This is a genomic window from Bradyrhizobium sp. HKCCYLRH2047 (genome assembly GCF_051168175.1).
GTDB lineage: Bacteria > Pseudomonadota > Alphaproteobacteria > Rhizobiales > Xanthobacteraceae > Bradyrhizobium.
Genome location: NZ_JBNPUM010000004.1, coordinates 25,447 through 49,794, shown reverse-complemented (window position 1 = coordinate 49,794; position 24,348 = coordinate 25,447). Strand labels below are relative to the sequence as shown.

Sequence of the window (24,348 nt, the reverse complement as noted above, 5' to 3'; positions counted from 1 at the left end):
CGTCCTTCCCCAAAATGGGGTGCGCCGGCCGAAATGCAAGGGCGTATGCCGTAGCCCGGCTGAGCGCAGCGACATCCGGGTTCACGCGGACTCTTCGGGAGACCCCGGATATCGCTGCGCTCAGCCGGGCTACGAAAGCCAGCCTAGTTCGGAACCTCGCGGACGACCGGTCCCCGCACCGCCGGGGCCACTGGGACGGTCTGCACCGGCGTGGGCGGCAGCTCGACCTTGGCCGGCTGCATCTGACGGGCCATCGGCCCGACGGGAACATAATAGAAGGCTGCCGCCAGCACGGCGGCCCCGACGATCGCGCCCAGCAGGCCACCGACCGATTCCGCTCTCATTGCCATATCTCCCCTTCCCGGCCCGTGCCCTGGATACACGAGCCTCCGGAGCACGGGAAGAGCGACGCCCCAACAGCGCCGAACTGGCCAGAACCGGTCCGGTTGACTATCGTCTCCGTACCGCAACACCCTCGGCAATCAGCATCGGAATCGGTCCGTGAGCAAAGCCCCCGCACGCGCCTCGCAATCCAAGAGCCACATCTACATCGGCATTGGCGGCTGGACCTTCGCGCCGTGGCGCGGCGTGTTCTATCCGGACAAGCTGCCGCAATCGAAAGAGCTCGAATACGCCGCCTCGAAGCTGACCTCGATCGAGATCAACGGTACCTATTATGGCTCGCAGAAGCCGGAGAGCTTCCGCAAATGGGCGCGCGAGGTGCCGGACGGCTTCATCTTCTCGCTGAAGGGACCGCGCTTCGCGACCAATCGCCGCGTGCTTGCCGAAGCCGGCGATTCCGTGAAGCGCTTCTACGACACCGGCGTGCTCGAGCTCGGCGATCGGCTCGGACCGGTGCTGTGGCAGTTCGCGCCGACCAAGAAGTTCGACGAGGCTGATTTCGGCAAGTTCCTCGAGCTGTTGCCGCGTGAGCTCGACGGCCGCAAGCTGCGTCACGTCGTCGAGGTCCGCCATGACAGTTTCTGCGTCCCCGGCTTCGTCGCGCTGCTGCGCGAGTTCGCGACGCCGGTGGTCTTCGCCGAGCACGGCAAATATCCGGCGATCGCCGATGTCGTGGGTGATTTCGTCTATGCCCGGCTGCAGAAGGGCAATGACGAGCTTACGACCTGCTATCCGCCGAAGCAGCTCGATGCCTGGGCGAAGCGATTGCAGCTCTGGGCCAACGGCGGCGAACCGGACGACCTGCCCCGGGTTGACGACAAGCCGGCGAAGAAGATGCCGCGCGACGTGTTTGCCTATGTCATTCACGAGGGCAAGGTGCGCGCGCCGGCCGGCGCAATGGAGCTCATCGAGCGCGTGAGCTGACGCGAGGGGACGCACGATGGCCAAGAGCAAGACCCTGTTCACCATCGGCTACGAGCACACGCCGGCCAAAGCCGTTCTCGACGAGCTGCAATCGGCCGGCGTCAAGCTGCTGGTTGACGTGCGCGCGGTGGCGGCCTCGCGCCGGCCGGGCTTCTCCAAGAGCCAGCTCGCCGCCGGGCTCGACGAGCGCGGCATCGGCTACGTCCATCTGCGCGGGCTCGGCACGCCGAAGGAGGGCCGCGAAGCCGCGCGCAGCGGCCATTACGACACGCTGCACAAGATCTACAGCGCGCACCTGAAGACGCCGCAGGCGAAGGAGCAGATGGACGAGCTGGCCGCGCTGGTGAAGAGCGCCGGTCCCGTCTGCCTGCTCTGCTACGAGCGCGACCACGCTCATTGCCACCGGCAATGGATCGCCGAGATCATCGAGGACCGCGACCAGGTCAAGGTGAAGAACCTGGTCGCGCCGCAGGTCTGACGCCTCACTCCGCCGCACAGGTGAAGGATGACGCCTGCTCGACGTCGCCGCTGACATATTTGGCGAATGTCGGCCACGGGCACAGCGGCCGCGTTCGCTGCGGGCTCCATGTCGATGGCAGCTCCTTGTTGGCCGCATTGACCGAGGCCGTGATCGCCTCCGGCGCCTTGCCCTTCTCGACCCAGTCCATCAGCGCGCCCAGCGCATCGAATTTCTCCAGCGTGACGCCGCCGCCGCAATGGGTCTCGCCGGGCAATGCAAACAGGCGCGCAAACGTTTCGGCCTTGCCCTGCACGTTGGCATCGAGCTTCTCGTACCAGCGGATCGTGTCGTTGATCGAGAACACCGGATCGGCCTGACCGTGGTAGATCAGCATCTTGCGGGCCCCATTTTGGAACGCCGGCAAGGTCGGGTTATCGACCGCGGGCGGCGCCATGAAGTCCATCGCCGACTCCGTGAACGGGCCTTCCTTGGCGTAGATCTTCGGCGCGTCCTTGTCGAAGTCGAAGGTCTGCAGCTTCTCGACGAGCTTGTCGGGCGAGCCCTCGATCTCGACCGGCGGCGTGGAGAAGATGTAGTTGAGCGAGGCGCCGCCCATGGTGGCGATGATCGGAAGGTTGTTCCAGGGCGCCACCGGGCTCTCGACCTTCCAGGCGCGCCAATTGCCGGTGCCGACGCCACCATCCACCGGCCAGTCGGAATACAGCGGCTCGCCCTTGGAATTGTGTGGGCCAGCGAACACTTTCTTCAAAGCATCGACCTTGGCGGCCGGCAGGCAGGCGTCGGTCGCGCCGGCGGCGCAGCGGAGGCTGTCGAAATTGAACACCTTCTGGCAGGCTTTCAGGTTGGCCGTGAGGCCGTCCTTGGCGCCGTCGAGCCCGTCGCAGACCTCCGTGATCCTGGAGGCAATCAGCTTGGCATCGTCCCGCGTGATCGACTTGCGAATATCGGCATCGGCCTTGGTCAGCGCCTGCACGTCCCAGGCGTGCTGCACGGCCGCGCGCGGCAGGTTGAAGCCGGGGTTGCCGACCAGGAAGCCGTCATACTGCTCGGGCATGCGCTCGGCAGCGACCATGGTGTGGCGACCGCCATTGGAGCAGCCGGCGATGTAGGAATAATCCGGCTTCCTGCCGTAATGCGCCGAGATGATCGCCTTCGCGATCGGCGCCAGCGTGATGTCGGCCGAATAGCCGTAGTCGCGGCGTGCTTGCGGATCGAGGCCGAAGGCGGAGCCGGACGCAAGCCCGCGCGGCTTGTTGGCGGGATCGTTGCCGGAGTGGCCGCTGTCGGACGACAGCACCGCGAAGCCGCGGGCCAGCGGCGTGATGCCACCGCTGACGAGACCATCGGCCTTGTCGCCGAGCGCCGGCACCACGACGCCGTCATTGCCGCCATTGACCTGATGCAGGAAGCGGCCGTTCCAATTCTCCGGCAGCCGGATCTCGAACTGGATCGCATAGGCATGGCCGTCGACGCCGGTGCGCTCATTGACCTTGCCGGAGAGGATGCAATGCCGCGGCAACCCGTCGGCGGCCTCCTGCAGCTTCGATCCCGTCAGGGTCAGCCCTGGGACCTTCAGCGCCTCCGCCGTCACCTTGCTGCAGGCAACATCCTCGGCTCCCGCTGGCCCCCCGCCGGCTGCGCACGCGAGGCTTACCCCAGCCAAAAACAGCGCCCCGGTTCGGATCATGCATTCCCCCCTGATGATGCTTCTCATTGGGGTCAGTTAAACGCGGAGACCGTGCAATGTAAATCTCCGACAGCGAGCGACGGGTTGCCAGTCAGTGCAATTGCCAGACCTCGAACGGCCGATCGTAGCCGCGCACCGACACCGCGCCGTGGAAGACGGCGTCGCGCGCCCCGTCGCCGGCGGCCTGCCGCACCGCGCTCGAGATCAGGAGGCGCGAATCGAGCTCCTTGTTCAGCGCCTCGAGGCGGGAGGCGAAGTTCACGGTATCGCCGATGACGGTGTATTCCTTCCGCCGCGGCGACCCGATGCTGCCGGCAACGACCTCGCCGAGATGAACACCGATCCCGATCCGCAGCGGCCAGGACGACATCGCATTGACGCGGTCCATGGCGGCGACCATCTCGCGGGCCGCCGCGACTGCCTGCGGGGCCGCATCGCGCGACTCGAACGGCGCGCCGAACAGCGCCAGGAAGCCATCGCCGAGGAACTTGTTCACGATGCCGCCATGGCGCTCGAGAATCTCGACGAGAACAGCAAATGCGCCGTCGAGCCGGTCAACGACCTCCTGCGGCGTCTTCGACCGCGCCGCCGCGGTGAAGCCGCGGAAGTCGACGAACATCACCGCGACCTCGCGGATGTCGCGCGCCTCCGCCGTCCCCTCCTTCATCAGGCGCTCGACGACCTGGGGCGATACGTGCTGGCCGAACAGGTCGGTGACGCGGTCGCGTGCCGAGGCGGCCTCGATGCTCGCCGCGAACTGGCGCCGCAGTTGCACGCTGACGGCGCCGGCGAGCAGGCCGCACAGCAGGATGATGAAGCTACGCTCACCGTGATAGTAGATCTCCGGATTCTGGCTGAGATCGATCGAAGGCCGGTCGAACAGCGCCACCATCAACAGCTCCACCGCTGCAACCAGACCGGTGAAGCTCGACAGCCAGAAATCGAGACGAAGCGTCGAGAGAACGATGAAGACGAAGTAGACCAGCGGCGCACCGAAGCCCAGCGCCTTGTCGTGGCCGATGCCCTCGATCTGCAGAATGAGAACGAACGTTGGCAGCGAGGTCTCGACCAGCGCGCTGACATAGCGCCAGATCACCGGCACGTCCCGCCCGTGGCGGATGTCCGACTTGATCCTGAACAGGATGAGCGTTTCGAAGCCGATGAAGACCACGATGATCGCGTAGACGTAGAGAACCCCGATCCGGCTCGGCCAGATCCACTCCGAGATCTTGGGCTCGAAGATTTCGACCAGCGCCGATATCACGAGAAACAGCGCCGCTATGCTGATCAGCGCCTTCACGCGCAGCAGCTCGGTGTTCAACGTCTGGCGCATGAGCGCCTGGTTGAACGTAGCCGACGCCGCCGGCTCCTTGCCGGCCTGCCCTTCCCACGAGATCGTCATCCTGCCCCAGCCGTCTTCTGAGCCCGGCCGCCATTGTGCCTCAATCGAGGGTGCGGCGGAAGCGCAAGACGGCGACCGTCATGGCGAACAGCATGAGGCCGAACAGGGCGATCGTGTCATGCTGCAGGTTCTGGAGCGTCGAGCCCTTGAGCATGATGGCGCGCACGATGCGCAGATAGTGCGTCAGCGGCAGGCATTCACCGAGCACCTGCGCCCATTGCGGCATGCCGAGAAACGGGAACATGAATCCCGACAACAGGATGCTAGGCAGGAAGAACATCATCGACAGCTGCATCGCCTGCAATTGGTTCTGCGCCAGCGTCGAGAAGGTGTAGCCGATCGAGAGGTTGGTCGCGATGAACAGCGTCGACAGCAGCGCCAGCAGCAATAAGCTGCCCATGATGGGAACGCCGAACAGCAGCACGCCGATGCCGATGATGATCGTCGCCTGCAGGAAGCCGACCATCACATAGGGGATGATCTTGCCGAGCATGACCTCGACCGGCTTGATCGGCATCGACAGCAGGCTTTCCATCGTGCCACGCTCGATCTCGCGCGTCACCGAGAGCGCGGTGAAGATCAGCATGGTCATGGTCAGGATGGTGCCGACCAGGCCCGGCACGATGTTGAGCCGCGACGAGGCCGCCGGATTGTAACGGGCATGGGCCCTGATTTCGAACGGCGTGGTGACGGGATTGCCGGTGTAGAGATCATGCGCCAGCGCGGTCTGCACGATCATGCCGAGCGAGGACAGTGCCGAGGACGCCGCGACCGGATCGGTCGCGTCGGCCGCGACGAGCAAGGCCGGCCGGTCGCCGCGGCGGACCGCGCGCTCGAAGCCGCGGGGGATCTCGACGCCGAACAGGACCTTGCCGGACAGCAGGAGATCGTCGAACTCAGCGACGCTGCTGACTTCCCGGGTGAAGCGGAAATAGGCGGTGTTCTCCATCGCCTTCAGGATCGAGCGGCCGAGGTCGCTGTCCTCCTGCAGCAGCACCGCCGCCGGCAGATGATGCGGCGTGGTGTTGATGGCGTAGCCGAACAGCATCAACTGCATCACCGGGATCATCACGATCATCGCAAACGAGACCCGATCGCGCTTGAGCTGGATGAACTCCTTGACGAGCATCGCATAGGTGCGCCGCCAGAAGCCGAAGCGCGGCTCGGAAGACGTGGGATGGACGGCCGCATCGCTCATTGGAAGTTGTCCCGCGAACGGTTCATCAGGTCGATGAAGACGTCCTCGAGCGAGGGCGCGGCGGGCTGCCAGTGCAGGTCAGCCTTGTCGCGCCAGGACGCGATCGCCGCGTCCAGCGCGTTGCGGTCGCGGCCGGACACGTGCAGGCTGGTGCCGAACGGCGCCACCATGTCGACACCCGGCTTGCCGGTGAGGTCAGCCGTGAGCTCGCGCAGATCGTCGCCGCTTACCGTGTAGGTCGTGAGCGCCGATTGCGCGATCACCTCGGCGACGGTGCCGTGCGCCAGCAGATGACCATAGGCGATGTAGGCAATCTCGTGACAGCGCTCGGCCTCATCCATGTAGTGGGTCGAGACGAGCACGGTCAGCCCTTCGCTGGCGAGCGCATGAATCTCGTTCCAGAAATCGCGCCGCGCCTTGGGATCGACGCCGGCAGTGGGCTCGTCGAGCAGCAGCAGTTGCGGGCTCGGCAGGGTGCAAGCCCCGAGCGCCAGCCGCTGCTTCCAGCCGCCCGACAACTCGCCGGCGAGCTGCCGCTCGCGGCCGGCAAGCCCGAGCCGCTGCACCATGTCGCGCGCGGCCCGGCGCGGATCGGACATGCCATAGAGGCGCGCCACGAATTCGAGGTTCTCCCGCACCGAGAGGTCCTGATAGAGGCTGAAGCGCTGCGTCATGTAGCCGACCCGGCGCTTGATCTTGTCGGCGTCGCGACGGATGTCGAAGCCGAGGCAGGTGCCCTCGCCGCCGTCGGGTGTCAGCAGGCCGCACAGCATCCGGATGGTCGTGGTCTTGCCCGAGCCGTTCGGGCCGAGAAAGCCGTAGATCGAGCCGCGCTTCACCTGCATCGACAGATCATGCACGACCTCGCGGCCGTCGAAGGACTTGGTCAGTCCCTGGACGTCGATCGCGATCTCGGCCGGTCCCGCCCCGTTCATTGCTTGTCCGCCACCGGAGTCTTCCGATCGGGAGTCTTGAGGTTTGGATAGATGCTGACCGGCTGGCCGACGCGCAGCGCGTCCGGCCGCGAGGGCCGCGCCTGGATCAGATAGACGAGCTTGTTGCGCTCATCGAGGCTGTAGATCACCGGCGGCGTGTATTCCGCCGAGGTCGCGAGGAAATAGATTCTGGCGGTCAGATCATCAGCGCAATTGTCACAGGTGACGCGGACCTCGTCGCCGATGGCGAGTTTCGGCAGATCAGGCTCGGGCACGTAGAAACGCAGCTTCATGTTGCCCGGCGGCATGATCGACAGCACCGGCCGCTGCGCCGCGACCATCTCGCCCTCGCGGAAGTAGATCTGCTGGACGGTCCCCGCGACGGGCGCCACACCTTTGCGCCTTGCCAGCCGCGTCTGTGAGGTCACGAGATGGGCCTCGGCGACGCGCAGCGCCGAAACGGCGGAGTCGAGCGTCGCCTGCGTCCCCGCGCCCGTCTTGCTCAAGGCGGCGGCGCGGTCATAGGTCTGCTGCGCATTGGCCAGCGTCGCCTTGGTCTGGTTGAGATCGGCCTGCTGCAGATCGTCGTCGACCGAATAGAGCGGATCGCCGATCTTGACCACGTCCCCCTCATGCACGTTGAGCTTCGTGATCCGGCCCGCTTCGTCCGGACTGACGAAGATCATGTCGGCCTCGACCCAGCCCTGATAGCCGGGATCGCGCGTCTCCTTGCAACCGTTGAACGTGAAGGCCGTGACCAGCACGGCGAGGCAGTGCAGCAGACTCATGTCGGCCTCCTCGCGCCAAAGATCAGATCGAGATGCGTCTGCAGCATCGCTTCCGCATCGAGCGGCGCATGACGCTCGAACAGGCTCTTCCAGATCACCGCGACCATCATTGGCGCGATCATCAGTTGCGGATGTTGCGCCAGCTTGGGCTCGCGGATCTCGCCGCGAGTGATCGCCAACTGGATCAGCGCACGCATGGCCGCGAGACCGCGGGAGACGACCTCGCGATAGTAGAAATCGGCAATGGACGGAAAGCGCGGCCCTTCCGCGATGATGAGCCGGACGAGATCGGCCCGCCGGGTGCCGGCGATTTCCTGCAGGAACATGCGCGCCAACGCCTCGACCATGTCGCGCACCGAGCCGCCGGCCGGCGGCGGCGCCGCAAGACGGCCGACGAAGGGCACGATCGCGGTCCGGATCAATTCCTCGAACATCGATTCCTTGTCCTTGAAGTGCAGATAGATCGTCCCCTTGGCGACCCCTGCCCGCTTGGCGACGTCGTCCAGCCGGGTCGCCGCGAAGCCTCGGGCGATGAACTCGTCCATCGCCGCCTGCACGATCGCCGCGCGGCGCTCGGCGGAGCGATCCGCCCGGCGCGAGGCGCCGGCTGCCGCCGGCTTGACGGGCTCAACTCTGCGCTCGGACAATTTCGACGGCTTCGACATTGAACAATTATGACTGACTAGTCAGTCATTGTAAAGAGGCCCCGAGAAGGCTGAGCCGTCGGCGCGGGTCAGGAGCCCGACCCGACCGCGCGCGGCCCCTCATCAGACGAAGTCAGCGCGATCACGCGCAGGACCTGATGTAAGGCCGATTGATCTCCCAAAGCTCGTCCACGATCTGGCGCGCGGCGGCGGCCGAGTTGACGACGGGATCGATGAGGAGCGCCTGCAAGGCGAGATCCTTGGACGCCGTCATGGCCGCCTGCACCGCCAGTTGCTGAACCTGAACCTGGACCGACATCAGCTTGGCGACGGCATCTGGAAGCGGGCCCAGCGAAACCGGATGGATGCCGACGCGATCCGCGACAACGGGCACTTCGACAGCGGCCTCGGCAGCCAGGTTGGGAATGACGTGACGGTTCAGAACGACGCCGGACTCGATGACCTGCTTGCGATCGTGCAGCACCGAACCGATCACGGTGACCGCGCGCTCTCCGGATGGCATTCGCCACCAGTCCGGCATGCCGGCTTTGCCCGCCAGGACCTCGTCGATCTGCCGAATCAGCTTGGCCCGCTCCGCCTCGTCCCACGCAAAGTCGTACCCGCTCTCGCCCGCTTCCCAGCCATACGCGAGATACTCGCCGACATGGCTGTCGCCGCAGCCCAGCCAGAAGCCGAAGTCGCGCAACAGCGCCCGCGTCAGCGGCGCGACCTTGGGGTCGTGGCTCCCGACCTTTTCGCGAAGCAGTGGATAGAGATCGGCCCCGGTGTCGCGATCCCGGATCTGCACGAGGCATTGGAAATGATTGAGCCCGGCGCCCCACACGTCCACGCGCTCCTCGGCGAGTCCCAGAATGGAGGCCACCTGGCTGCGCGCGATGAAGATGCCATGGCACAGGCCGATATGCGCGACGCGGCTGTGAAGCCCGAGCGCGAGGATGATGCGGCTCTCGGGATTGGAGAAGTTGATGAACAGCGCGTCCGGACAGCGCCGCTCCATCTCGCGCACGAAGTCGAAGACGACCGGCAGGGTACGGAGCGTGAAGAACAATCCACCAGGCCCGCCATTCTCACCCAGCGTGTGTCGGATGCCGTATTTGCGCGGCACCTCGAAATCGAGCTTCCACAGGCGGTTGCGGTCGATCGCGGTGGCATGGATCACGAAGCCGGCGCCGTCGAGCGCCGCGCGCCAATCCGTGGTCGCCTCGATCTTGAGGCCGGCGCCGGAGAGGTCGTTGAGCAGCCGGGCGAGTGCTTCCGACCGGGCAAGCCGGACCGGATCGCGGCCGATCAGCACGAGCGTCGAACCGGCGAGATCATGCGTCGAGAACAGGTCTCGGAAAACGCTGAGTCCGAAGGACGCGCTGCTCGCGCCGAGGAAGACGATCTTGGTGACGGCTGCCATGAACAATTTGTGCCAGCGCCGCGCGTCCCCCTTCCTGATCCAGATCAAACCGCCGCGAAGTGTTCGGCGCGGCGGCGCACCAATCGGTCATGCTGATCAGCCGAAGTCGAGCACCACGCGACCGTCGATCTTGCCGGCCTTCATGCGGTCGAAGACGGTGTTGATCTCCGACAACGGCGCCGTGGTCACCTCGGCCGTCACCTTGCCGTCCGCGGCAAACGCAATGGCTTCGTCGAGGTCACGCCTGGTGCCGACGATCGAGCCGCGCACGGTGATGCGCTTCAGCACGACATCGAAGATCGGCGTCGGGAATTCGCCCGGCGGCAAGCCGACAAGGCTGACCGTCCCCTTGCGGCGGACCATGTGCAGCGCCTGGGCAAAAGCCGGCGTCGACACCGCGGTGACCAGCACGCCATGAGCGCCGCCGCCGGTGATCCGGATCACCTGCTCCACGGCATCCTTGTCGAGCGCGTTGACGGCATGTTCGGCGCCCGCCTCCAGCGCGAGTTTCAGCTTGTCATCGGCGATATCGAGACCGATCGCCTTCAGCCCCATCGCCTTCGCGTACTGGATGGCGACATGACCGAGGCCACCGACGCCGGAGACCACCACCCACTCGCCGGGCCGCGTGTCGGTCTCCTTCAAGCCCTTGTAGGTGGTGACGCCGGCGCAGAGGATCGGGGCGATCCTGGCGAAGTCCACATTGGCCGGCAGACGCGCGGCGAACGCCGCGGACGCGATCACGTATTCGGCAAAGCCGCCATTCACGCTGTAGCCGGTGTTGTGCTGGTGCTCGCACAGTGTCTCCCAGCCGGTCTCGCAATACTCGCAGCGCAGGCAGGCATCGTGCAGCCAAGCCACGCCCACGGCGTCGCCGACCTTGAAGTCGGTGACCCCTGGCCCGAGCGCCGCGACGATGCCGGCCGCCTCGTGACCCGGGATGAACGGCGGCACCGGCTTCACCGGCCAATCGCCGGAGGCGGCGTGAAGATCGGTGTGGCAGACGCCGCAGGCCTTCACCCTGACCAGAATCTCGCCGGGTCCCGGCGCAGGAATTGGAACGTCCTCGATGACCAGCGGCTTGCCAAAGGCTTTGACGACGGCGGCTTTCATGGTCTGCATCTGTCTGCTCCTCATGTCGCGGCGCAAACTAACGACGTCGGAGTCGTCCGGTCTTGATCGGCGTCAAGCCGCGCCGCCGCATGAAGTAACAGTTTGATGACAGCGCAATGCGCCCGTTTCTGTCAGGCGTGAAATTTGAGTCCGTCGACGACCTTGTCGACCACCTTGCGCTCGGCACGAAACGCCAGTCCCACCAGATTGAGATCGGTGCGCGCCACCGCCTTCACGGCATCGCGGTTGGCCTCGTCATGCGTGGTCTTGAACATGTCCTCGGTGTAGAGCGCAGGCTTCACGCTGCGCGACAGCGCCCGATCCAGAGCACGCGCCAGCGCGGCACGATCCGGCGCGCCGTAGATCAGGATCGGCTGCCCGATCAACGCGTGATACAGGGTTGCCGAGCCGTCCTCATAAGGTGCGCCAATGCATTCGGGAAATGCGGCGGCGATGCCGCTGGAAAGAAACGCCGCGACGTTGAGCTTCTGCCAGGCTTCGAGATCGTTGCGGATGATCAGCGCGATCTTGGTGTCGAATTGCATGTCACTTCCGGGGTTCGATGTCATCGAACGCCGAGAATAGCCGAGCCGTTCTCGGGGTGAAGCATCGAAATGAAAGCGGACGTGGAACCCCGGCAGCCGAGCCGTTGAGATCATCAGACTTGAATCAACCCTTGGCGTCGCAGACCCAGGCGCGGATGACGCATTCCTTGCCGCCATATTTGTAGCATTCCCGGGTCGCCTCGTTGAGCGAGGTCGAGATCGTCGGCCGAACAGCATAGCCGTGGGCGCCGCAGGGATTGGTGAGATCGACCGCGAACGCGGCGCAGGCCTTCTTCATCGTCACCGCGGTGCAGTCGCCCTTGCACTGCTTGAGCGCGGCGGCCTTGGCGAGATGCTCCGCCGGATAGTCGAACGCCTGGCCGTAGGCGGCGCACTGGCCCATGGCGAAGGCGCCGGCGGCGTGGGCCGGGCTGATGGCGCTGGTGCTCGCGATGCGCGCGGCAGCAACGATCACGGTCAGTCCAAATGCAAACAGCGCGAAACGTCGCGCAGCGGTCGAAATGATCACTCTCTCCTCCCCCGAGGCCCAATGTCGGCAAATCTAGCCGGGGGTCGTTGAGACTTGGTGAATGGGAGGTTGAGGGCGGGCTACGTGGGCTCAGCCACGCCGCGCGGCTTCCAGCGCCTGCGGCGTGTCGATGTCGAGAAACGCACTGTCACCATCGACCGGCACCTCGGCGACGGCCTCGGTGTGCTTGGCGATCAGGTGCCGCGCGCCGACGTCGCCGTCCAGCGTCATCAGCTCGGCGAAGAAGCGGCGCGACCACAGCACGGGGTTGCCGCGGCGTCCTTCGGACACGGGCACCACGATCAAATTGCCGCGATCGGGCGCGAACGCGGCGATCAGACGGTCGAGCAGATCCGAGGAAACCATCGGCATGTCGCCGAGGCACACGACCGCGCCATCGACGCCCTCAGGCACCGCGGCAATGCCTGATTTCACCGAGCTGGCGAGGCCGCCGGCGAAATCGGGATTGCGGACGAAGCGGACCTTCAGGTCGGACAGCGCCTGTTCGACCAGCTCGGCCTGATGACCGGTGACGACGATGACCTCGCAGGCCCTGGAGGCCAGCGCCTGCTCGGTGACCGTCCGCACCAGCTTCTTGCCGTCGAGCTCGGCCAGCAGCTTGTTCGGTCCGCCCATCCGGGTCGAGCGTCCGGCGGCAAGAACGACCGCGGCGACCTTGCGCTCACCCTCGGCTTCCGGCTTGGCACGCGGCTGCGGCCGCGTCACGATTTCCATCAGCAGGCCGCCGACGCCCATCGCGGTCAGCTCGGCGCGGGTGACCTTGATGCCGGCGAGCAGCCGCATCAGCACCCAGTCGAAACCGTTCTCGGCCGGCGAGCGGGCGCAACCGGGCGCGCCGAGCACCGGCACACCGCCGGCATTGCCGATCAAGAGCAGATTGCCGGGATCGACCGGCATGCCGAAATGCTCGATGGCCCCGCCGATGCCGGTGATCGCGGCGGGAATGACGTCGCGGCGGTCGGCGATCGCGGACGCGCCGAACACGATGACGAGCTCGGCGCCCAGCGCCAGCAGCTCCCTGATCGCAGCCGCCAGCGCGGCCTGCTCATGCGGCACGCGGCGCTCGGCGATGATGGTGGCGCCGGCCGGTGCGAGCCGCTCTGCGGTGACGCGCAGCGTCTTGTCGATGACCTTGGGCGCGAGCCCAGGAAGAAGCGTCGAGACCACGCCGACGCGCTTGATCACATAGGAGGCGATGCTGAGCGCGCCCCTGCCCGCCGCAGCGACGGCGGCATCTCGCAGGCGGCCTTCGACGCCGAACGGGATCAGCTTGACGGTGCCGACCATCTCGCCTTCGACCACCGGCTTGAACGCCGGCAGGGTCGCAAAGGTGATGGCCTCGTCGACGCCGTTGATGCGCTCGACCGCGGCGCGGTCGATCATCAGCACGCCGGGCTGCGCCGCGAACAGATTGGCGCGCCCGGTGAAGGCGCGATCGACGTGAATGCCCGCGCCGGCGACGACCTTGGCGACATCGGCGGCCGCCTCGTCCTCAGAGACGTCGCCGGCCTCGAGCCGGACGACGACGATCTCCTTGACCTCTTCCCGGGCCAGCGCCTCGACCTCCGCGGGACCGATCAGCGTGCCCTTCTTCAGCACCAATGATCCCTTGCGCAGGGTGTGCACCGTCACCCCGCCGATCGCATCGGCCGGACTGGCAGGACCGAACTTCATGCCGCCTGCTCTTTCTCCTTGGCCGGCAACCGCAACGTGGCGGTGATCTGGGCCATGATCGAGACCGCGATCTCCGACGGCGACACCGCGCCGATGGCGAGCCCGATCGGCGCATGGATGCGGGCGATGTCGGCGTCGCTGGCGCCCTGCGCCCGTAGCCGATCATGACGCTTGGCATGCGTCTTCCGCGAGCCGAGCGCGCCGATGTAGAAGCAGTCGCGCGAGAACGCGTGCAGCAGCGCCGGATCGTCGATCTTGGGATCATGCGTCAGCGCGACGAAGGCCGTGTAGTGATCGACGTTGAGCGGCGGCAGCGCCACGTCGGGCCATTCCGCGATCAGCGGCACGTCGGGGAAGCGTTCGGGGCTGGCGAAGGCCGTGCGCGGATCGACGACGGTGACGTCATAGCCCAGCGACTTGGCGATCGGCGCCAACGCCTGGCTGATATGGACGGCGCCGATGATCACGAGCCTGGCCGTCGGGGCGTAGACGTTGAGGAACAGCCGCTTCCCGTCCACCTCGACCATGCCGCTCTTGCCCATGCGCAGATGCGTCGACAGCTCGTTGCGCAGCGGGTCAGTCGCGATGGCGGCGGCCTTGACCAGGCGCTGCGCGCCGGACGCGACGTCGGTGACGAGAATGGCCGGGCGACGCGCGGCACGCTCGGCGTTCAGTTCTGCCAGCGTTGCAAGTTGCATCGGTCAGCCCACTTTCTCGACGAACACGCGGATGGTGCCGCCGCAGGACAGCCCGACGTTCCAGGCGGTCTCGTCGGCGACGCCGAACTCAAGCATCTTCGGCTGGCCGCTGGAGATCACGTCCAGCGCCTCGGTGACGACCGCGCCCTCGACGCAGCCGCCGGACACCGAGCCCAGGAAGGTGCCCTCGTCGTTGATCACGAGGTTGGAGCCGACCGGGCGCGGGGCCGAGCCCCAGGTTTCGACCACGGTGGCGAGCGCCACGCCGTGACCGGATTTGTGCCAGTCCTCGGCGGCCCTGAGGATGTCTTCGTCGCGATTGAGCATGGTCATCTCCCTCTCAGGCGGCGGGCCGGATCGCGCTGCGCTGATGCGGCGGCAGCGGCGACGACAGCGCCGAGATCAGCGTCTCGATCGAGGTCAAGTTATGCACCGGGCGGAATTCGTCAACGTGGGGCAGCATGGTTTTGATGCCCTGCGCCTTCGCCTCGAAGCCGGAATAGCGCAGCAGCGGGTTGAGCCAGATCAGCCGCCGGCAGGAGCGGTGCAGCCGGTCCATCTCGAAGGCGAGCTTGCTGTCGGCCTCGCGCTCCAGCCCGTCGGAGATCAAGAGCACGATGGCGCCCTGCCCGAGCACGCGCCGCGCCCACTGCTTGTTGAAGGTCTGCAGCGAGGTGGCGATCCTGGTGCCGCCGGCCCAGTCCTCGACATTCGCCGAGCAGCTCGCCAGCGCCTCGTCGGGATCGCGCTGGCGCAGCGCCCGCGTCACGTTGGTCAGCCTCGTGCCGAACAGGAACACCGAGACCCGCTTGCGCGCATCGGTGATGGCGTGGAGGAAATGCAGGAACAGGCGGGTGTACTCGCTCATCGACCCGGAGATGTCGAGCAGCGCCACGATCGGCGCCGGCTTCTCGATCCGCCCCAGGCGATGGAAATTGATGATCTCGCCCTCGGTGCGCAGCGCCTGGCGCAGGGTCTTGCGCATGTCGATGCGGTGGCCGCGCGGATCGGTGGTGTGGCGGCGCGTCTTCAGCTCGGCCTGCGGCAGCCGCATCTTGGCGATCGCCCTGGTGACGTCGGCGATCTCCGCCGCGCTCATCTGCGCAAAGTCCTTCTTCTGCAGCACCTCGCGGTCGGACACCGAGAGCCGCAGGTCCTGCTCCTGCGCCTGCGGCTCCTCATGCATCTGCGGCTGCGACATCGCCTCCTGGACGCGGCGCGAGGCCGGCGGCGGCTTCTTCTTGGCGTGGTCCGGCAGCGGCACCGAATCGAGCATCGACTTCCATTCCTCGGCGGGACGGAAGAACAGGTCGAAGGCCTGGGCGAAGATCAGCGCATGCTCGTGGCGCTTGACGAAGATCGATTCGAGCGTAGTGAAAACATCCGGCCGCTTGCCGATGTCGATGACCTCGAGCGCGGTCATGGCATCGATGACGGCGCCGGGCCCGACGGGCAGGCCCGCGGCGCGCAGCGCCCGCGCAAAGCCGGCGATGTTGTCGGCGATGCCGCCGGTCGGCGGCGCGAGGTGATTGATGCTGGTGGGCATGGCTCTATCCCCTCGTCATTCCGGGACATGCGAAGCACGGGCCCGGAATCCATAACCACGATCGTGAGTATGGATTCCGGGCTCGCCCTCCGGGCGCCCCGGGATGACGACCGTTGTTGTTGCGCGACCCCGCCTCAAGTCTCGCTGGTCGCGTCCTTGATCACCTTCTGCAACGCATCGCCCTGCATGCGGGCGATGTCGTCCTGATACTTCAACAGCGCGCCCAGCGTGTCGCCGACGACCTCGGCGTTCAGCGAGCGCGCATCGAGCTCGGTCAATGCGGTCGCCCAGTCGAGCGTCTCGGCGACCCCCGGCGACTTGTAGAAGTCCTGGTCGCGCAGCGCCTGGACGAAGCGCACGATCTGCTGCGACAGCCGCTGCGAGATGCCGGGCAGCCGGGTCTTGACGATGGCGAGCTCGCGCTCGGCGGAGGGATAATCGACCCAGTGATACAGGCAGCGCCGCTTCAGCGCGTCATGGATCTCGCGGGTCCGGTTCGAGGTGATGATGACGATCGGCGGATGCGGCGCCTTGACGGTGCCGAACTCCGGGATCGTGACCTGGAAGTCGGAGAGGATCTCGAGCAGATAGGCCTCGAACGCCTCGTCGGCGCGGTCGAGCTCGTCAATGAGCAGAACCGGCGCGCCGGCGACATCCGGCTCCAGCGCCTGCAGCAGCGGGCGCTTGATCAGGTAGCGGTCGGCGAAGATGTCCGACGTCAATTGATCGCGGTCGACCTCGCCGCCCGCTTCCGCCAGCCGGATCGCGATCATCTGCGCCGCTGAATTCCATTCGTAGACGGCGGAGGCGACGTCGAGACCCTCGTAGCACTGCAGTCGGATCAGCTTGCGACCGAGCGCCGCCGAAAGGACCTTGGCGATCTCGGTCTTGCCGACGCCGGCCTCGCCTTCAAGGAACAGCGGCCGGCCCATGCGCAGCGACAGATAGGTCACCGTCGCCAGCGATCGCTCGGCCAGATAGCCGCGCGAGGACAACAATTCGAGCATCGCGTCGACCGATGCTGGCAGGGCCGGAGCACTCATGGGCGAGACCGCTTCCTTCTTCACGCGTCCGTCACGAAGCCGGAGCCTCGGGTTCGGCGGCTCCCTCCGACGCGGTTGAGGCCTTGGCGCCGGTATTGGCCGCATCGACCGCACGGCGCGCCAGCACGCCGATCAGATGAGCACGATATTCGGCGCTGCCGTGAATGTCGCTGTTGAGGCCTTCGGCCGAGACCGGAATGCCTTCCAGCACTTTCGGCGAGAACCGCTTCTGCAGCGCCTCCTCGAAGGCGGGAACGCGGAACACGCCGTTGCCGCCGGCCCCGGTCACGGCGACCCGCACGTCCGACGGACGGCGGGCGACGAACACGCCGACCAGCGCGTAGCGCGAGGCCTGGTTGCGGAACTTGACGTAGGCCGCCTTCTTCGCCAGCGTAAAGCTCACCTTGGTGATGATCTCGTCCGGCTCCAGCGCGGTGGTGAACAGCCCGAGGAAGAACTCCTCGGCCTTCAGCTTGCGCTTGTTGGTGACGATGGTTGCGCCGAGCGCGAGGCATGCCGCCGGATAGTCCGCGGTCGGATCGTTGTTGGCGATCGAGCCACCGATGGTGCCGCGATGGCGGACTGCGGGATCGCCGATCAGGCTCGCCAGATGTGCGAGCGCCGGAATCGCCTCGCCGACCGTTGCCGAGTTGGCGACGTCGGCATGACGCGCCATCGCGCCGATCACCAGGTTGCGGCCCTTGACCTCGATCGTATCCAGTCCCTCGACATGGGAGAGATCGACCAGATGCGGCGGGCTCGCGAGCCGCTGCTTCATGACCGGCACCAGCGTGTGGCCGCCGGCGACCAGCTTGGCGTCTTCGTTCTTGGTGAGGAGATTGGCGGCCTGGCGCACGGTCGCCGGCCGATGATATTTGAATTCGTACATTGGGGAATGTCCTGTGCGCAGCGTGCGGACTAAGGCGAGGTCAGACGTTTAGGCGAGGTCCGATTTGGCCATCGCCTTGGCGCCGGCGGCGATCGATTGCACGATGTTCTGATAGCCGGTGCAGCGGCAGAGATTGCCCTCGAGCTCCTCGCGGATGGTCTCTTCGCTGAGCTCATGTCCCTTGCGGTGGACGAGGTCGACCGCGGTCATGATCATGCCCGGCGTGCAGAAGCCGCACTGCAGACCATGATGCTCGCGAAACGCCTCCTGCATCGGATGCAGCGGCGCGCCGTCGGCAGCGAGCCCCTCGATCGTCCTGACCTCATGACCATCGGCCATGACGGCCAAGGTCGTGCAGGACTTGACCGCCTTGCCATCCAGATGGACGACGCAGGCGCCGCATTGCGACGTGTCGCAGCCGACATGGGTGCCGGTGAGGCGCAGATTCTCGCGCAGGAACTGCACCAGCAGCGTCCGCGGATCGACGTTCGCCGTGACGGGATTACCGTTCACAATCATGGAAATCTTGGCCATTCAGGACTCTCTATTATCCGCGCCACAGCGTTGCACTGCAGCGCAGCCCAGCAAAATCAGTCGAAAACCATCATATGGGCGCTCCCGGCGGCGGGCAACCTCGCCCCCGGCCGCGCATGGGTCGGTTGCGATCAGCCTTGAACGGCCTTGGCGAAGTTGGCGAAGAACTCGTCAGCGAGTTTCTTGGCGGTGCCGTTGATCAGCCGCTGGCCGAGCTGCGCCAGCTTGCCGCCGATCTGCGCTTCGACATTGTAGGTCAGCAGCGTGCCGCCGTCCTTGTCCGCCAGCGCGACGACCGCGCCGCCCTTGGCGAATCCGGCGACACCGCCCTCGCCTTCGCCGGAGATCTTGTAGCCGTTCGGCGGATCGAGATCGCTCAAGGTCACCTTGCCCTTGAAGCGTGCGGAGACCGGTCCGACCTTCATCTTGGCGACGGCGCGGAGGCCGCCATCCTCGGTCCTCTCCAGCTCCTCGCAGCCGGGAATGCAGGTCTTGAGCACCTCCGGATCATTCAGCTTGTCCCAGACCTGCTCTCGCGAAGCGGCCAGCTGGACCTCGCCCGTCATCGTCATTGCCATGTGCATCTCCCCCCGATTGGCGCGGTTAGAGGCATTCAAGTAAAGCACCGAACGCCCAAAAGGAAGGGTGGGCAGCGCCCGGAAGCGTTGCAGAAAAGCCGGAGCACCGCAGCATTCCGGACGTCGTCACCGTCGGGTTTTGATTGGCAGACGGCGGCGGCGGTGCTTAGTTCGCCATCAAATCTGCACGATTCCTCCGGCGGCGCGACCGCCTGCGACAAGGATTCCGCCCATGCCGATGATCGATGCCGACGGCTGTCTGTTGAATGTCACCGTCGAGGGCCGCGACGGCGGGCCGACCCTGATGCTGTCGAACTCGCTCGGCTCGACCCTGCAGATGTGGGAGCCGCAGATGCGCGCCTTCACGCAGGTGTTCCGCGTGATCCGCTATGACCGGCGCGGTCATGGCAAATCGCAAGTGCCGCCCGGGCCCTACTCGATCGAGCGATTCGGCCGCGATGCGCTGGCGATTCTCGATGACCTCAACATCGAGAAGGTGCACTGGTGCGGCGTGTCGATGGGCGGCATGGTCGGGCAGTGGCTCGCCGCCCATGCCCCTGAACGCGTCGGCAAGCTCGTGCTCGCCAACACCACCTGCTACTACCCCGATCCGGCAATCTGGGACGCCCGCATCAAGGCGGTCGAGGACAGCGGACTCGCTGGAATCGCCGACACCGTCATCGCCGGCTGGCTGACACAGGAGTTTCGCGATCACAATCCTGATGTCGCCGATCGGATGAAGGCGATGCTCGTGGCCACGCCCGTCGAGGGCTATCTTGCCTGCTGCGCGGCACTGCGCGCCTTGGATCTGCGCGAGGATCTGCCGGCCATCAAGAGCCCTACCCTCGTCGTGGCCGGCCGCTACGACAAGTCGACGCCGATCGCGATGGCGGAAGCGATCCGCAGCCGGATCGCCGGCGCCAGCATGACCATCGTCGATGCCGCGCACATCTCGAATGTCGAAGCGGCAGGCCAGTTCAACGATGCCGTGCTGGGCTTTCTGACCCAGCGCTGATGCACCGCGACGGATCGGGGCGTCATGCCTGCTGCGGCGACGGCGTCGCCGTGGACTCCATCATCTTCGGCGGAGCGGATGCGGAGGACGGCGAGGCCTGCGTCGACGGCTTCTCCACGAGCATGACGATGGCCGTGCCGAGCAGCATCAGGAGTTCCGTGGCATGCAGACGCAACGCCTGGGGCTCCCCGACTTTGGCGGCCATGATCATGCTGAAGAAGGCGAGCATGCTGCCGAAGCCGAGCCCGATCGACAGCGCCTCGACATAGCCGGCCACCTTTCGCACCCGCGGAACCAGGATCAGCACCAGGAACATCGCGAAGAAGCCTGCGACCGTCAGTCGCGCCAGCGCAAGCAGCCAGGCGGCACGGACCGTCTCGATGCCCGACAGCTGCAGATGGTCGCTGATGAACAGCGCCACCGCGATATTCGGCCGCGCGAACAACCCCTGGATCGGCGAAACCATGATCTGAAACGCGATGATGGTCCAGGCGGGCACGAAATAGAGCGCCAGCAGCACACCGTTGACGCAGCTGAGCCGCCAATTCCTGATCACGCAATCCTTGATCATGTCACGCCCACCTTTGCATCCCACAAACCGCCCGTCCGGCCGATTTCCAGACGAGCTAACGCCCGGCAAACCCGCACGGCAATTTAAACCATTTGTTTACCTTAACAGGGGGCGACGGGCGCGAGAGTCCACCGTCCAATCGCCGTGGAGACGGTGCTGATGACCTCGCCGGTCAGGCCTCGAATATCCGCGTGACAGCGGCCTTTCCGGCCATCGACGCGTCCTCGAACATCTGCATCGCATCGAACATTGCGCCCGCTCGGTCTTCACCCCCGCGATGCGGCTCCTCCGGCGAAAGACCGCCGTCGCCGACGCCTGCATCGGGGCACGATCGATGCGCCGGCAGCCCGATCGCGGCGGCAGCCGCTGATATCGTCCAGGCGCCTCGCAATTCTGTGCCGCCCCATCGGTGTTCTTGACTAGCGTCAAAGTAGCCGGACAATTAAATACTATCTTAACACGAGCACCACTGCGTTTCGCACAGCGGGATGATGATGCGGCAGGCAGCTGCCGAGCGGGAGTACCGCATGAAAGTAGCTCGGATCTTCATCGGCATCCTCCTGCTCGCCGGCGGCCTTTACATCCTGATCGGCGAGCATTTCGCGGGAACTTCAGGCGACGCGACCGTCAATGCCCGGCTGTACGTCGTGCGCGCGCCGATCGAAGGCCGCGTGACGCTGGGGGTGAGCAATATCGGCGCCAGGGTCAATGCCGGGGAACTCATGGCCGAGATCGTCGATGACCGATTCGACACCACGCGCCTGCTCAATCTCGAGCGCGAACGTGACGAGCAGAAGATCGCGCTCAAGCGGGTTCCAGCGCAGCGTTCGGCGCTCGAGCAGGCCCGGGCCGCCTTCGCGACCCAGTCGGCCAACTACAAGACCGGCCGCGTCCGGCAGATCGCGGCACGCATCGCCGAGGCAAAGGCGGCGGAAGATGCCGCGGCCGCCCGGCTGAAGCTCGCGGATCTCACCTTCACGCGGGCCAACGAGCTGAAGGAACGCGGGGTCCAGACGATCGCCAGCCTCGACCAGGCCAGCGTGTCGCTCGACATCGCCAAGCAGGATGTCGAAAGCGCGAAGCAGCGCACCAACTATTTCGAGACGGAGCTGGGCTCCGCGCAATCGGGGGTCTTCATCGGCGACTCCTACAATGACGTGCCGTTCTCGATGCAGCGCATCCACGAGCTCGACCTGCGTCTCGCCGAACTTGCCGTGGACGAGCAGCAGATCCAATCCCGCCAGCTCCAGTACGAGCAGCAGATCAACGCCGAGCGCGTCCGGATCAATCGACTGACCTCGGCGACGCTGAGGGCCCGCGTGCCGGGCATGGCTTGGGACTTCCTCGTCGACGATGGCGAGTATGCCCGTCGCGGTCAGGATCTCGTCAAGCTGGTGGACTGCAACAGTCTCGTGGTGACCGCGAGCGTTCCCGAAAGGCTCTACGACAGCCTGTCGATCGGTGTCCCGGTGCAGTTCCGTCTGTTCGGCGACGACCGGATATTCGATGGAACGGTGACACGTCTCGGCGGCTCGGGCGCCTCGCAGCTCTACGCCAATCTCGCCGTCGGCCCGACGCCGCAGCACTTGCAGCGCTTCGACGTCACCGTGGCGGTGCCAGATCTCGCCAAGCAGCCGGACCTGTCCTGCGCCATCGGGCGCACCGGCCGGGTGATCTTCACCAGCGGACCGGTCGCGGCATTCCGCCGCTTCGTCGCCCGGTACGGCTACTGATGCCGACGCTGTCACCATTTCTGTCCGCGTTCGCAGTCATTGCAGTCGTCATCGGACTGCGCCTCCTGGTGTTGCCCCTCCTGGACCCGAGGAAATGGTACTGGCGGGCCCTGCTCCTGAGCGGCTCGATCCTGCTGGCCTGGCGCTATGTCGCCTGGCGCTTCACGGAGACTCTTGCCCCGCTTGGCCTTACGCCGGATGGGATCCTCAGCTGGGGCTTCGCCATTCTCGAAGCGCTCACCGTCGTGTCGTCGTCCTTCGCCTTCCTGATCCTGACCCGGACCAAGGAGCGGACGACGGAAGCTGATCGCCATGCCGGCTGGTGGCTTCCGAGGCCGCCGCCTCGGGTCGACATCTTCATCACAACCTATAACGAGCAGCTCGAAGTCCTGGAGCGAACCATCGTCGGCGCCAAGGCCATCACTTATGCGGCATTACGCGTTTTCGTCCTCGACGACGGCAGCCGGGCCTGGCTCCAGAATTACTGCGCCGAGCACGGCATCGGCTATGTCGCCCGTACCGACAAGTCGCACGCCAAGGCCGGCAACATCAACAATGCCTTGCGGCTGCGCGCGGCGGATGCGGACCGGCCGGACTTCGTCGCCGTTCTCGACGCCGACTTCGTGCCTCATGTCGACTTCATCGAGCGGACGATGGCGCTGTTTCACGACCCGGCTGTCGGCCTCGTACAGACGCCGCAACACTTCTTCAACCCGGACCCGATCCAGCACAATCTCGGCATCGGCGCAGCCTACCCCGACGAGCAGCGCCACTTCTTCGACAACGTCGAGCCGGCGCGCGACGCCTGGGGCATCGCCATGTGCTGCGGGACCTCCTCGATATTCCGCGTCTCCGCCGTGGAGGAGATTGGCGGCGTCCCGACCGAAAGCGTCACCGAGGATTTCCTGCTCACGCTGCGCCTGTCTGCACACGGCTACCAGACCGTGTACCTGAACGAGGCGTTGTCGGAGGGATTGGCGCCGGAAGGCCTTGCCGAATACGTCGTGCAGCGCGGCCGCTGGTGCCTCGGCCTCATGCAGATCGCGCGCAACGTCTACAATCCGTTCGGCTCCCACGGTCTCGATGTCTTCCACCGGCTCAGCGTGCTCGACTCGCTGCTCTACTGGACGTCGACCTATCCGTTCCGCCTCGCCGCGCTGATCTGTCCGCTGCTTTACTGGTGGGGCGGCGTGACCGTGGTGAATGCCTCGATCGCCGACATCATCCGGTACTATGGCCCATATTATCTCTCGATCATGTACACGCTGAACTGGCTGTCCAAGGGACTGTTCATTCCGATCGTCAACGATGTCTCGCAGATCGTTGCCGCCTGGCCCGTGCTCCGCGCCGCCGCTCTCGGCCTTCTCTTCCCTGGTCCGCACAAATTTTCGGTCACCGCCAAGGGCGGCGACCGCGCCAAGATCATCGTCCAATGGCCGCTGATGCGGCCCTTCCTGATCCTGATGGCGCTGACGGTCGGTGGCCTGATCGTGTCGCTGACGTCCGATTTCGTCTTCAATACCACGGGGACCGCGGGAGACGGCGTCATCATCGTGATGTTCTGGACGGTCTACAACATTCTGGTGCTGTCGGTGGCGATCGCCGTTTGCATCGATCGTCCACGCTACAACCGGCCGCAACGTCAGATCGTCGAGCCGATAACCCTGACGGTCGACGGCAAGGCGCAACGCGGCTGGATCGTCAATCTCGGTCCCGGCGGCGCGCGGGTCAGCGGTCCCGTCGGCCTTGCGACCGGCACCACCGGCACGCTCACCCTGCCCCTGATCGGCGATATCCAGACCAAGGTCGCGGCTCCGACAAACGACGGCTACCGGCTCATATTTGGGGTAACGCCGCAGCAGCGCGCCCAGATCATCGAGCGCCTGCACACGGCAAGTGGAGTGCCGGGCGCCGACAGCGGCGATCTCGGCCGCATGCTGAAAGAACTCGCGCGAGCCGTGGCCGATTGAGGAGA

At 65.9% G+C, this 24,348-nt stretch carries 26 protein-coding genes; 5 read left to right on the top strand and 21 right to left on the bottom strand.

What is annotated here, in order from left to right; all coding sequences use genetic code 11:
* Positions 1-143 precede the first annotated feature (143 nt).
* Positions 144-344, bottom strand: coding sequence for a hypothetical protein (locus ACQR1D_RS10585; protein ID WP_315801119.1), 201 nt, complete (start codon positions 342-344; stop codon positions 144-146).
* Between the two features lie 157 nt (positions 345-501).
* On the opposite strand from ACQR1D_RS10585, the gene ACQR1D_RS10580 reads away from it, so the two are divergent.
* Both ACQR1D_RS10580 and ACQR1D_RS10575 read left to right on the top strand, forming a co-directional pair.
* Complete coding sequence (locus tag ACQR1D_RS10580) at positions 502-1,326, top strand: DUF72 domain-containing protein (RefSeq protein WP_434838415.1); 825 nt, start codon at positions 502-504, stop codon at positions 1,324-1,326.
* Between the two features lie 16 nt (positions 1,327-1,342).
* Entirely contained in the window at positions 1,343-1,804 is a 462-nt protein-coding gene (locus ACQR1D_RS10575; RefSeq protein WP_316176918.1) for a DUF488 domain-containing protein, read from the top strand.
* 4 nt (positions 1,805-1,808) lie between these two features.
* Here the strand turns inward: ACQR1D_RS10575 and ACQR1D_RS10570 are convergent, their stop codons facing one another.
* The 18 genes from ACQR1D_RS10570 to ACQR1D_RS10485 form a co-directional block, all read right to left on the bottom strand.
* Positions 1,809-3,494 carry a tannase/feruloyl esterase family alpha/beta hydrolase gene (locus tag ACQR1D_RS10570; RefSeq protein WP_434838416.1) on the bottom strand — a complete coding sequence of 562 codons (1,686 nt, stop codon included), beginning with the start codon at positions 3,492-3,494 and terminating at the stop codon, positions 1,809-1,811.
* A 91-nt stretch (positions 3,495-3,585) separates the two neighbouring features.
* Positions 3,586-4,896: an adenylate/guanylate cyclase domain-containing protein gene (locus ACQR1D_RS10565; protein WP_434838417.1), complete on the bottom strand. Its 1,311-nt coding sequence runs from the start codon at positions 4,894-4,896 to the stop codon at positions 3,586-3,588.
* 40 nt (positions 4,897-4,936) lie between these two features.
* The gene (locus ACQR1D_RS10560; protein WP_315801124.1) at positions 4,937-6,094 is read right to left on the bottom strand and encodes an ABC transporter permease; all 1,158 of its coding nucleotides are present in this window, start codon (positions 6,092-6,094) and stop codon (positions 4,937-4,939) included.
* Positions 6,091-7,029, bottom strand: a complete 939-nt coding sequence (locus ACQR1D_RS10555; RefSeq protein WP_316176913.1) for an ABC transporter ATP-binding protein — start codon at positions 7,027-7,029, stop codon at positions 6,091-6,093. Before ACQR1D_RS10555 ends, ACQR1D_RS10560 begins: the two co-directional genes overlap by 4 nt.
* On the bottom strand, positions 7,026-7,817 hold the full coding sequence (locus ACQR1D_RS10550) for an HlyD family secretion protein (protein ID WP_315801126.1): 792 nt from the start codon (positions 7,815-7,817) through the stop codon (positions 7,026-7,028). The genes ACQR1D_RS10555 and ACQR1D_RS10550 overlap by 4 nt, the downstream gene beginning before the upstream one ends.
* Positions 7,814-8,482, bottom strand: a complete 669-nt coding sequence (locus ACQR1D_RS10545) for a TetR/AcrR family transcriptional regulator (protein WP_315801127.1) — start codon at positions 8,480-8,482, stop codon at positions 7,814-7,816. The genes ACQR1D_RS10550 and ACQR1D_RS10545 overlap by 4 nt, the downstream gene beginning before the upstream one ends.
* 121 nt (positions 8,483-8,603) lie before the next feature.
* Positions 8,604-9,884, bottom strand: coding sequence for an alpha-glucosidase/alpha-galactosidase (locus ACQR1D_RS10540; RefSeq protein ID WP_434838419.1), 1,281 nt, complete (start codon positions 9,882-9,884; stop codon positions 8,604-8,606).
* A gap of 96 nt (positions 9,885-9,980) precedes the next feature.
* Complete coding sequence (gene adhP, locus ACQR1D_RS10535) at positions 9,981-11,006, bottom strand: alcohol dehydrogenase AdhP (protein ID WP_315801129.1); 1,026 nt, start codon at positions 11,004-11,006, stop codon at positions 9,981-9,983.
* Between the two features lie 122 nt (positions 11,007-11,128).
* Positions 11,129-11,542, bottom strand: coding sequence for a DUF2000 family protein (locus tag ACQR1D_RS10530; protein ID WP_315759242.1), 414 nt, complete (start codon positions 11,540-11,542; stop codon positions 11,129-11,131).
* A 124-nt stretch (positions 11,543-11,666) separates the two neighbouring features.
* Positions 11,667-12,071: a DUF4189 domain-containing protein gene (locus ACQR1D_RS10525; protein ID WP_315801130.1), complete on the bottom strand. Its 405-nt coding sequence runs from the start codon at positions 12,069-12,071 to the stop codon at positions 11,667-11,669.
* Between the two features lie 90 nt (positions 12,072-12,161).
* The gene (locus ACQR1D_RS10520) at positions 12,162-13,766 is read right to left on the bottom strand and encodes an NTP transferase domain-containing protein (protein ID WP_434838420.1); all 1,605 of its coding nucleotides are present in this window, start codon (positions 13,764-13,766) and stop codon (positions 12,162-12,164) included.
* A complete protein-coding gene (locus tag ACQR1D_RS10515) occupies positions 13,763-14,464 on the bottom strand; it encodes an XdhC family protein (protein ID WP_316176906.1) in 702 nt (233 codons plus the stop codon). Before ACQR1D_RS10515 ends, ACQR1D_RS10520 begins: the two co-directional genes overlap by 4 nt.
* Before the next feature lie 3 nt (positions 14,465-14,467).
* Entirely contained in the window at positions 14,468-14,791 is a 324-nt protein-coding gene (locus tag ACQR1D_RS10510; RefSeq protein ID WP_315750017.1) for an XdhC family protein, read from the bottom strand.
* A gap of 13 nt (positions 14,792-14,804) precedes the next feature.
* The gene (locus ACQR1D_RS10505; RefSeq protein ID WP_434838421.1) at positions 14,805-16,010 is read right to left on the bottom strand and encodes a vWA domain-containing protein; all 1,206 of its coding nucleotides are present in this window, start codon (positions 16,008-16,010) and stop codon (positions 14,805-14,807) included.
* Between the two features lie 134 nt (positions 16,011-16,144).
* Positions 16,145-17,053 (bottom strand): AAA family ATPase, encoded by a 909-nt coding sequence (locus tag ACQR1D_RS10500; RefSeq protein ID WP_316238840.1) that lies wholly within the window; start codon positions 17,051-17,053, stop codon positions 16,145-16,147.
* Positions 17,054-17,084: 31 nt separating this feature from the next.
* Positions 17,085-17,942 (bottom strand): FAD binding domain-containing protein, encoded by an 858-nt coding sequence (locus tag ACQR1D_RS10495; RefSeq protein ID WP_434838422.1) that lies wholly within the window; start codon positions 17,940-17,942, stop codon positions 17,085-17,087.
* A gap of 48 nt (positions 17,943-17,990) precedes the next feature.
* Entirely contained in the window at positions 17,991-18,476 is a 486-nt protein-coding gene (locus tag ACQR1D_RS10490; protein ID WP_006612357.1) for a (2Fe-2S)-binding protein, read from the bottom strand.
* A 131-nt stretch (positions 18,477-18,607) separates the two neighbouring features.
* Positions 18,608-19,054: an SRPBCC family protein gene (locus tag ACQR1D_RS10485; protein ID WP_315801136.1), complete on the bottom strand. Its 447-nt coding sequence runs from the start codon at positions 19,052-19,054 to the stop codon at positions 18,608-18,610.
* A 232-nt stretch (positions 19,055-19,286) separates the two neighbouring features.
* Here ACQR1D_RS10485 and pcaD point away from each other — a divergent pair, with 232 nt between their 5' ends.
* Positions 19,287-20,069, top strand: a complete 783-nt coding sequence (gene pcaD, locus ACQR1D_RS10480) for a 3-oxoadipate enol-lactonase (RefSeq protein ID WP_315801137.1) — start codon at positions 19,287-19,289, stop codon at positions 20,067-20,069.
* A gap of 22 nt (positions 20,070-20,091) precedes the next feature.
* On the opposite strand, the gene ACQR1D_RS10475 is transcribed toward pcaD, so the two are convergent.
* Both ACQR1D_RS10475 and ACQR1D_RS10470 read right to left on the bottom strand, forming a co-directional pair.
* Positions 20,092-20,640, bottom strand: a complete 549-nt coding sequence (locus ACQR1D_RS10475) for a hypothetical protein (RefSeq protein ID WP_315801138.1) — start codon at positions 20,638-20,640, stop codon at positions 20,092-20,094.
* 172 nt (positions 20,641-20,812) lie between these two features.
* Positions 20,813-21,082, bottom strand: a complete 270-nt coding sequence (locus ACQR1D_RS10470) for a hypothetical protein (RefSeq protein ID WP_434838423.1) — start codon at positions 21,080-21,082, stop codon at positions 20,813-20,815.
* 85 nt (positions 21,083-21,167) lie between these two features.
* Between ACQR1D_RS10470 and ACQR1D_RS10465 the strand changes: the two genes are divergently transcribed.
* Together ACQR1D_RS10465 and ACQR1D_RS10460 are read left to right on the top strand one after the other, a co-directional pair.
* A complete protein-coding gene (locus ACQR1D_RS10465) occupies positions 21,168-22,373 on the top strand; it encodes an HlyD family secretion protein (protein WP_434838424.1) in 1,206 nt (401 codons plus the stop codon).
* The gene (locus tag ACQR1D_RS10460; protein WP_434838425.1) at positions 22,373-24,343 is read left to right on the top strand and encodes a glycosyltransferase; all 1,971 of its coding nucleotides are present in this window, start codon (positions 22,373-22,375) and stop codon (positions 24,341-24,343) included. The genes ACQR1D_RS10465 and ACQR1D_RS10460 overlap by 1 nt, the downstream gene beginning before the upstream one ends.
* The last annotated feature ends 5 nt before the right edge of the window (positions 24,344-24,348 follow it).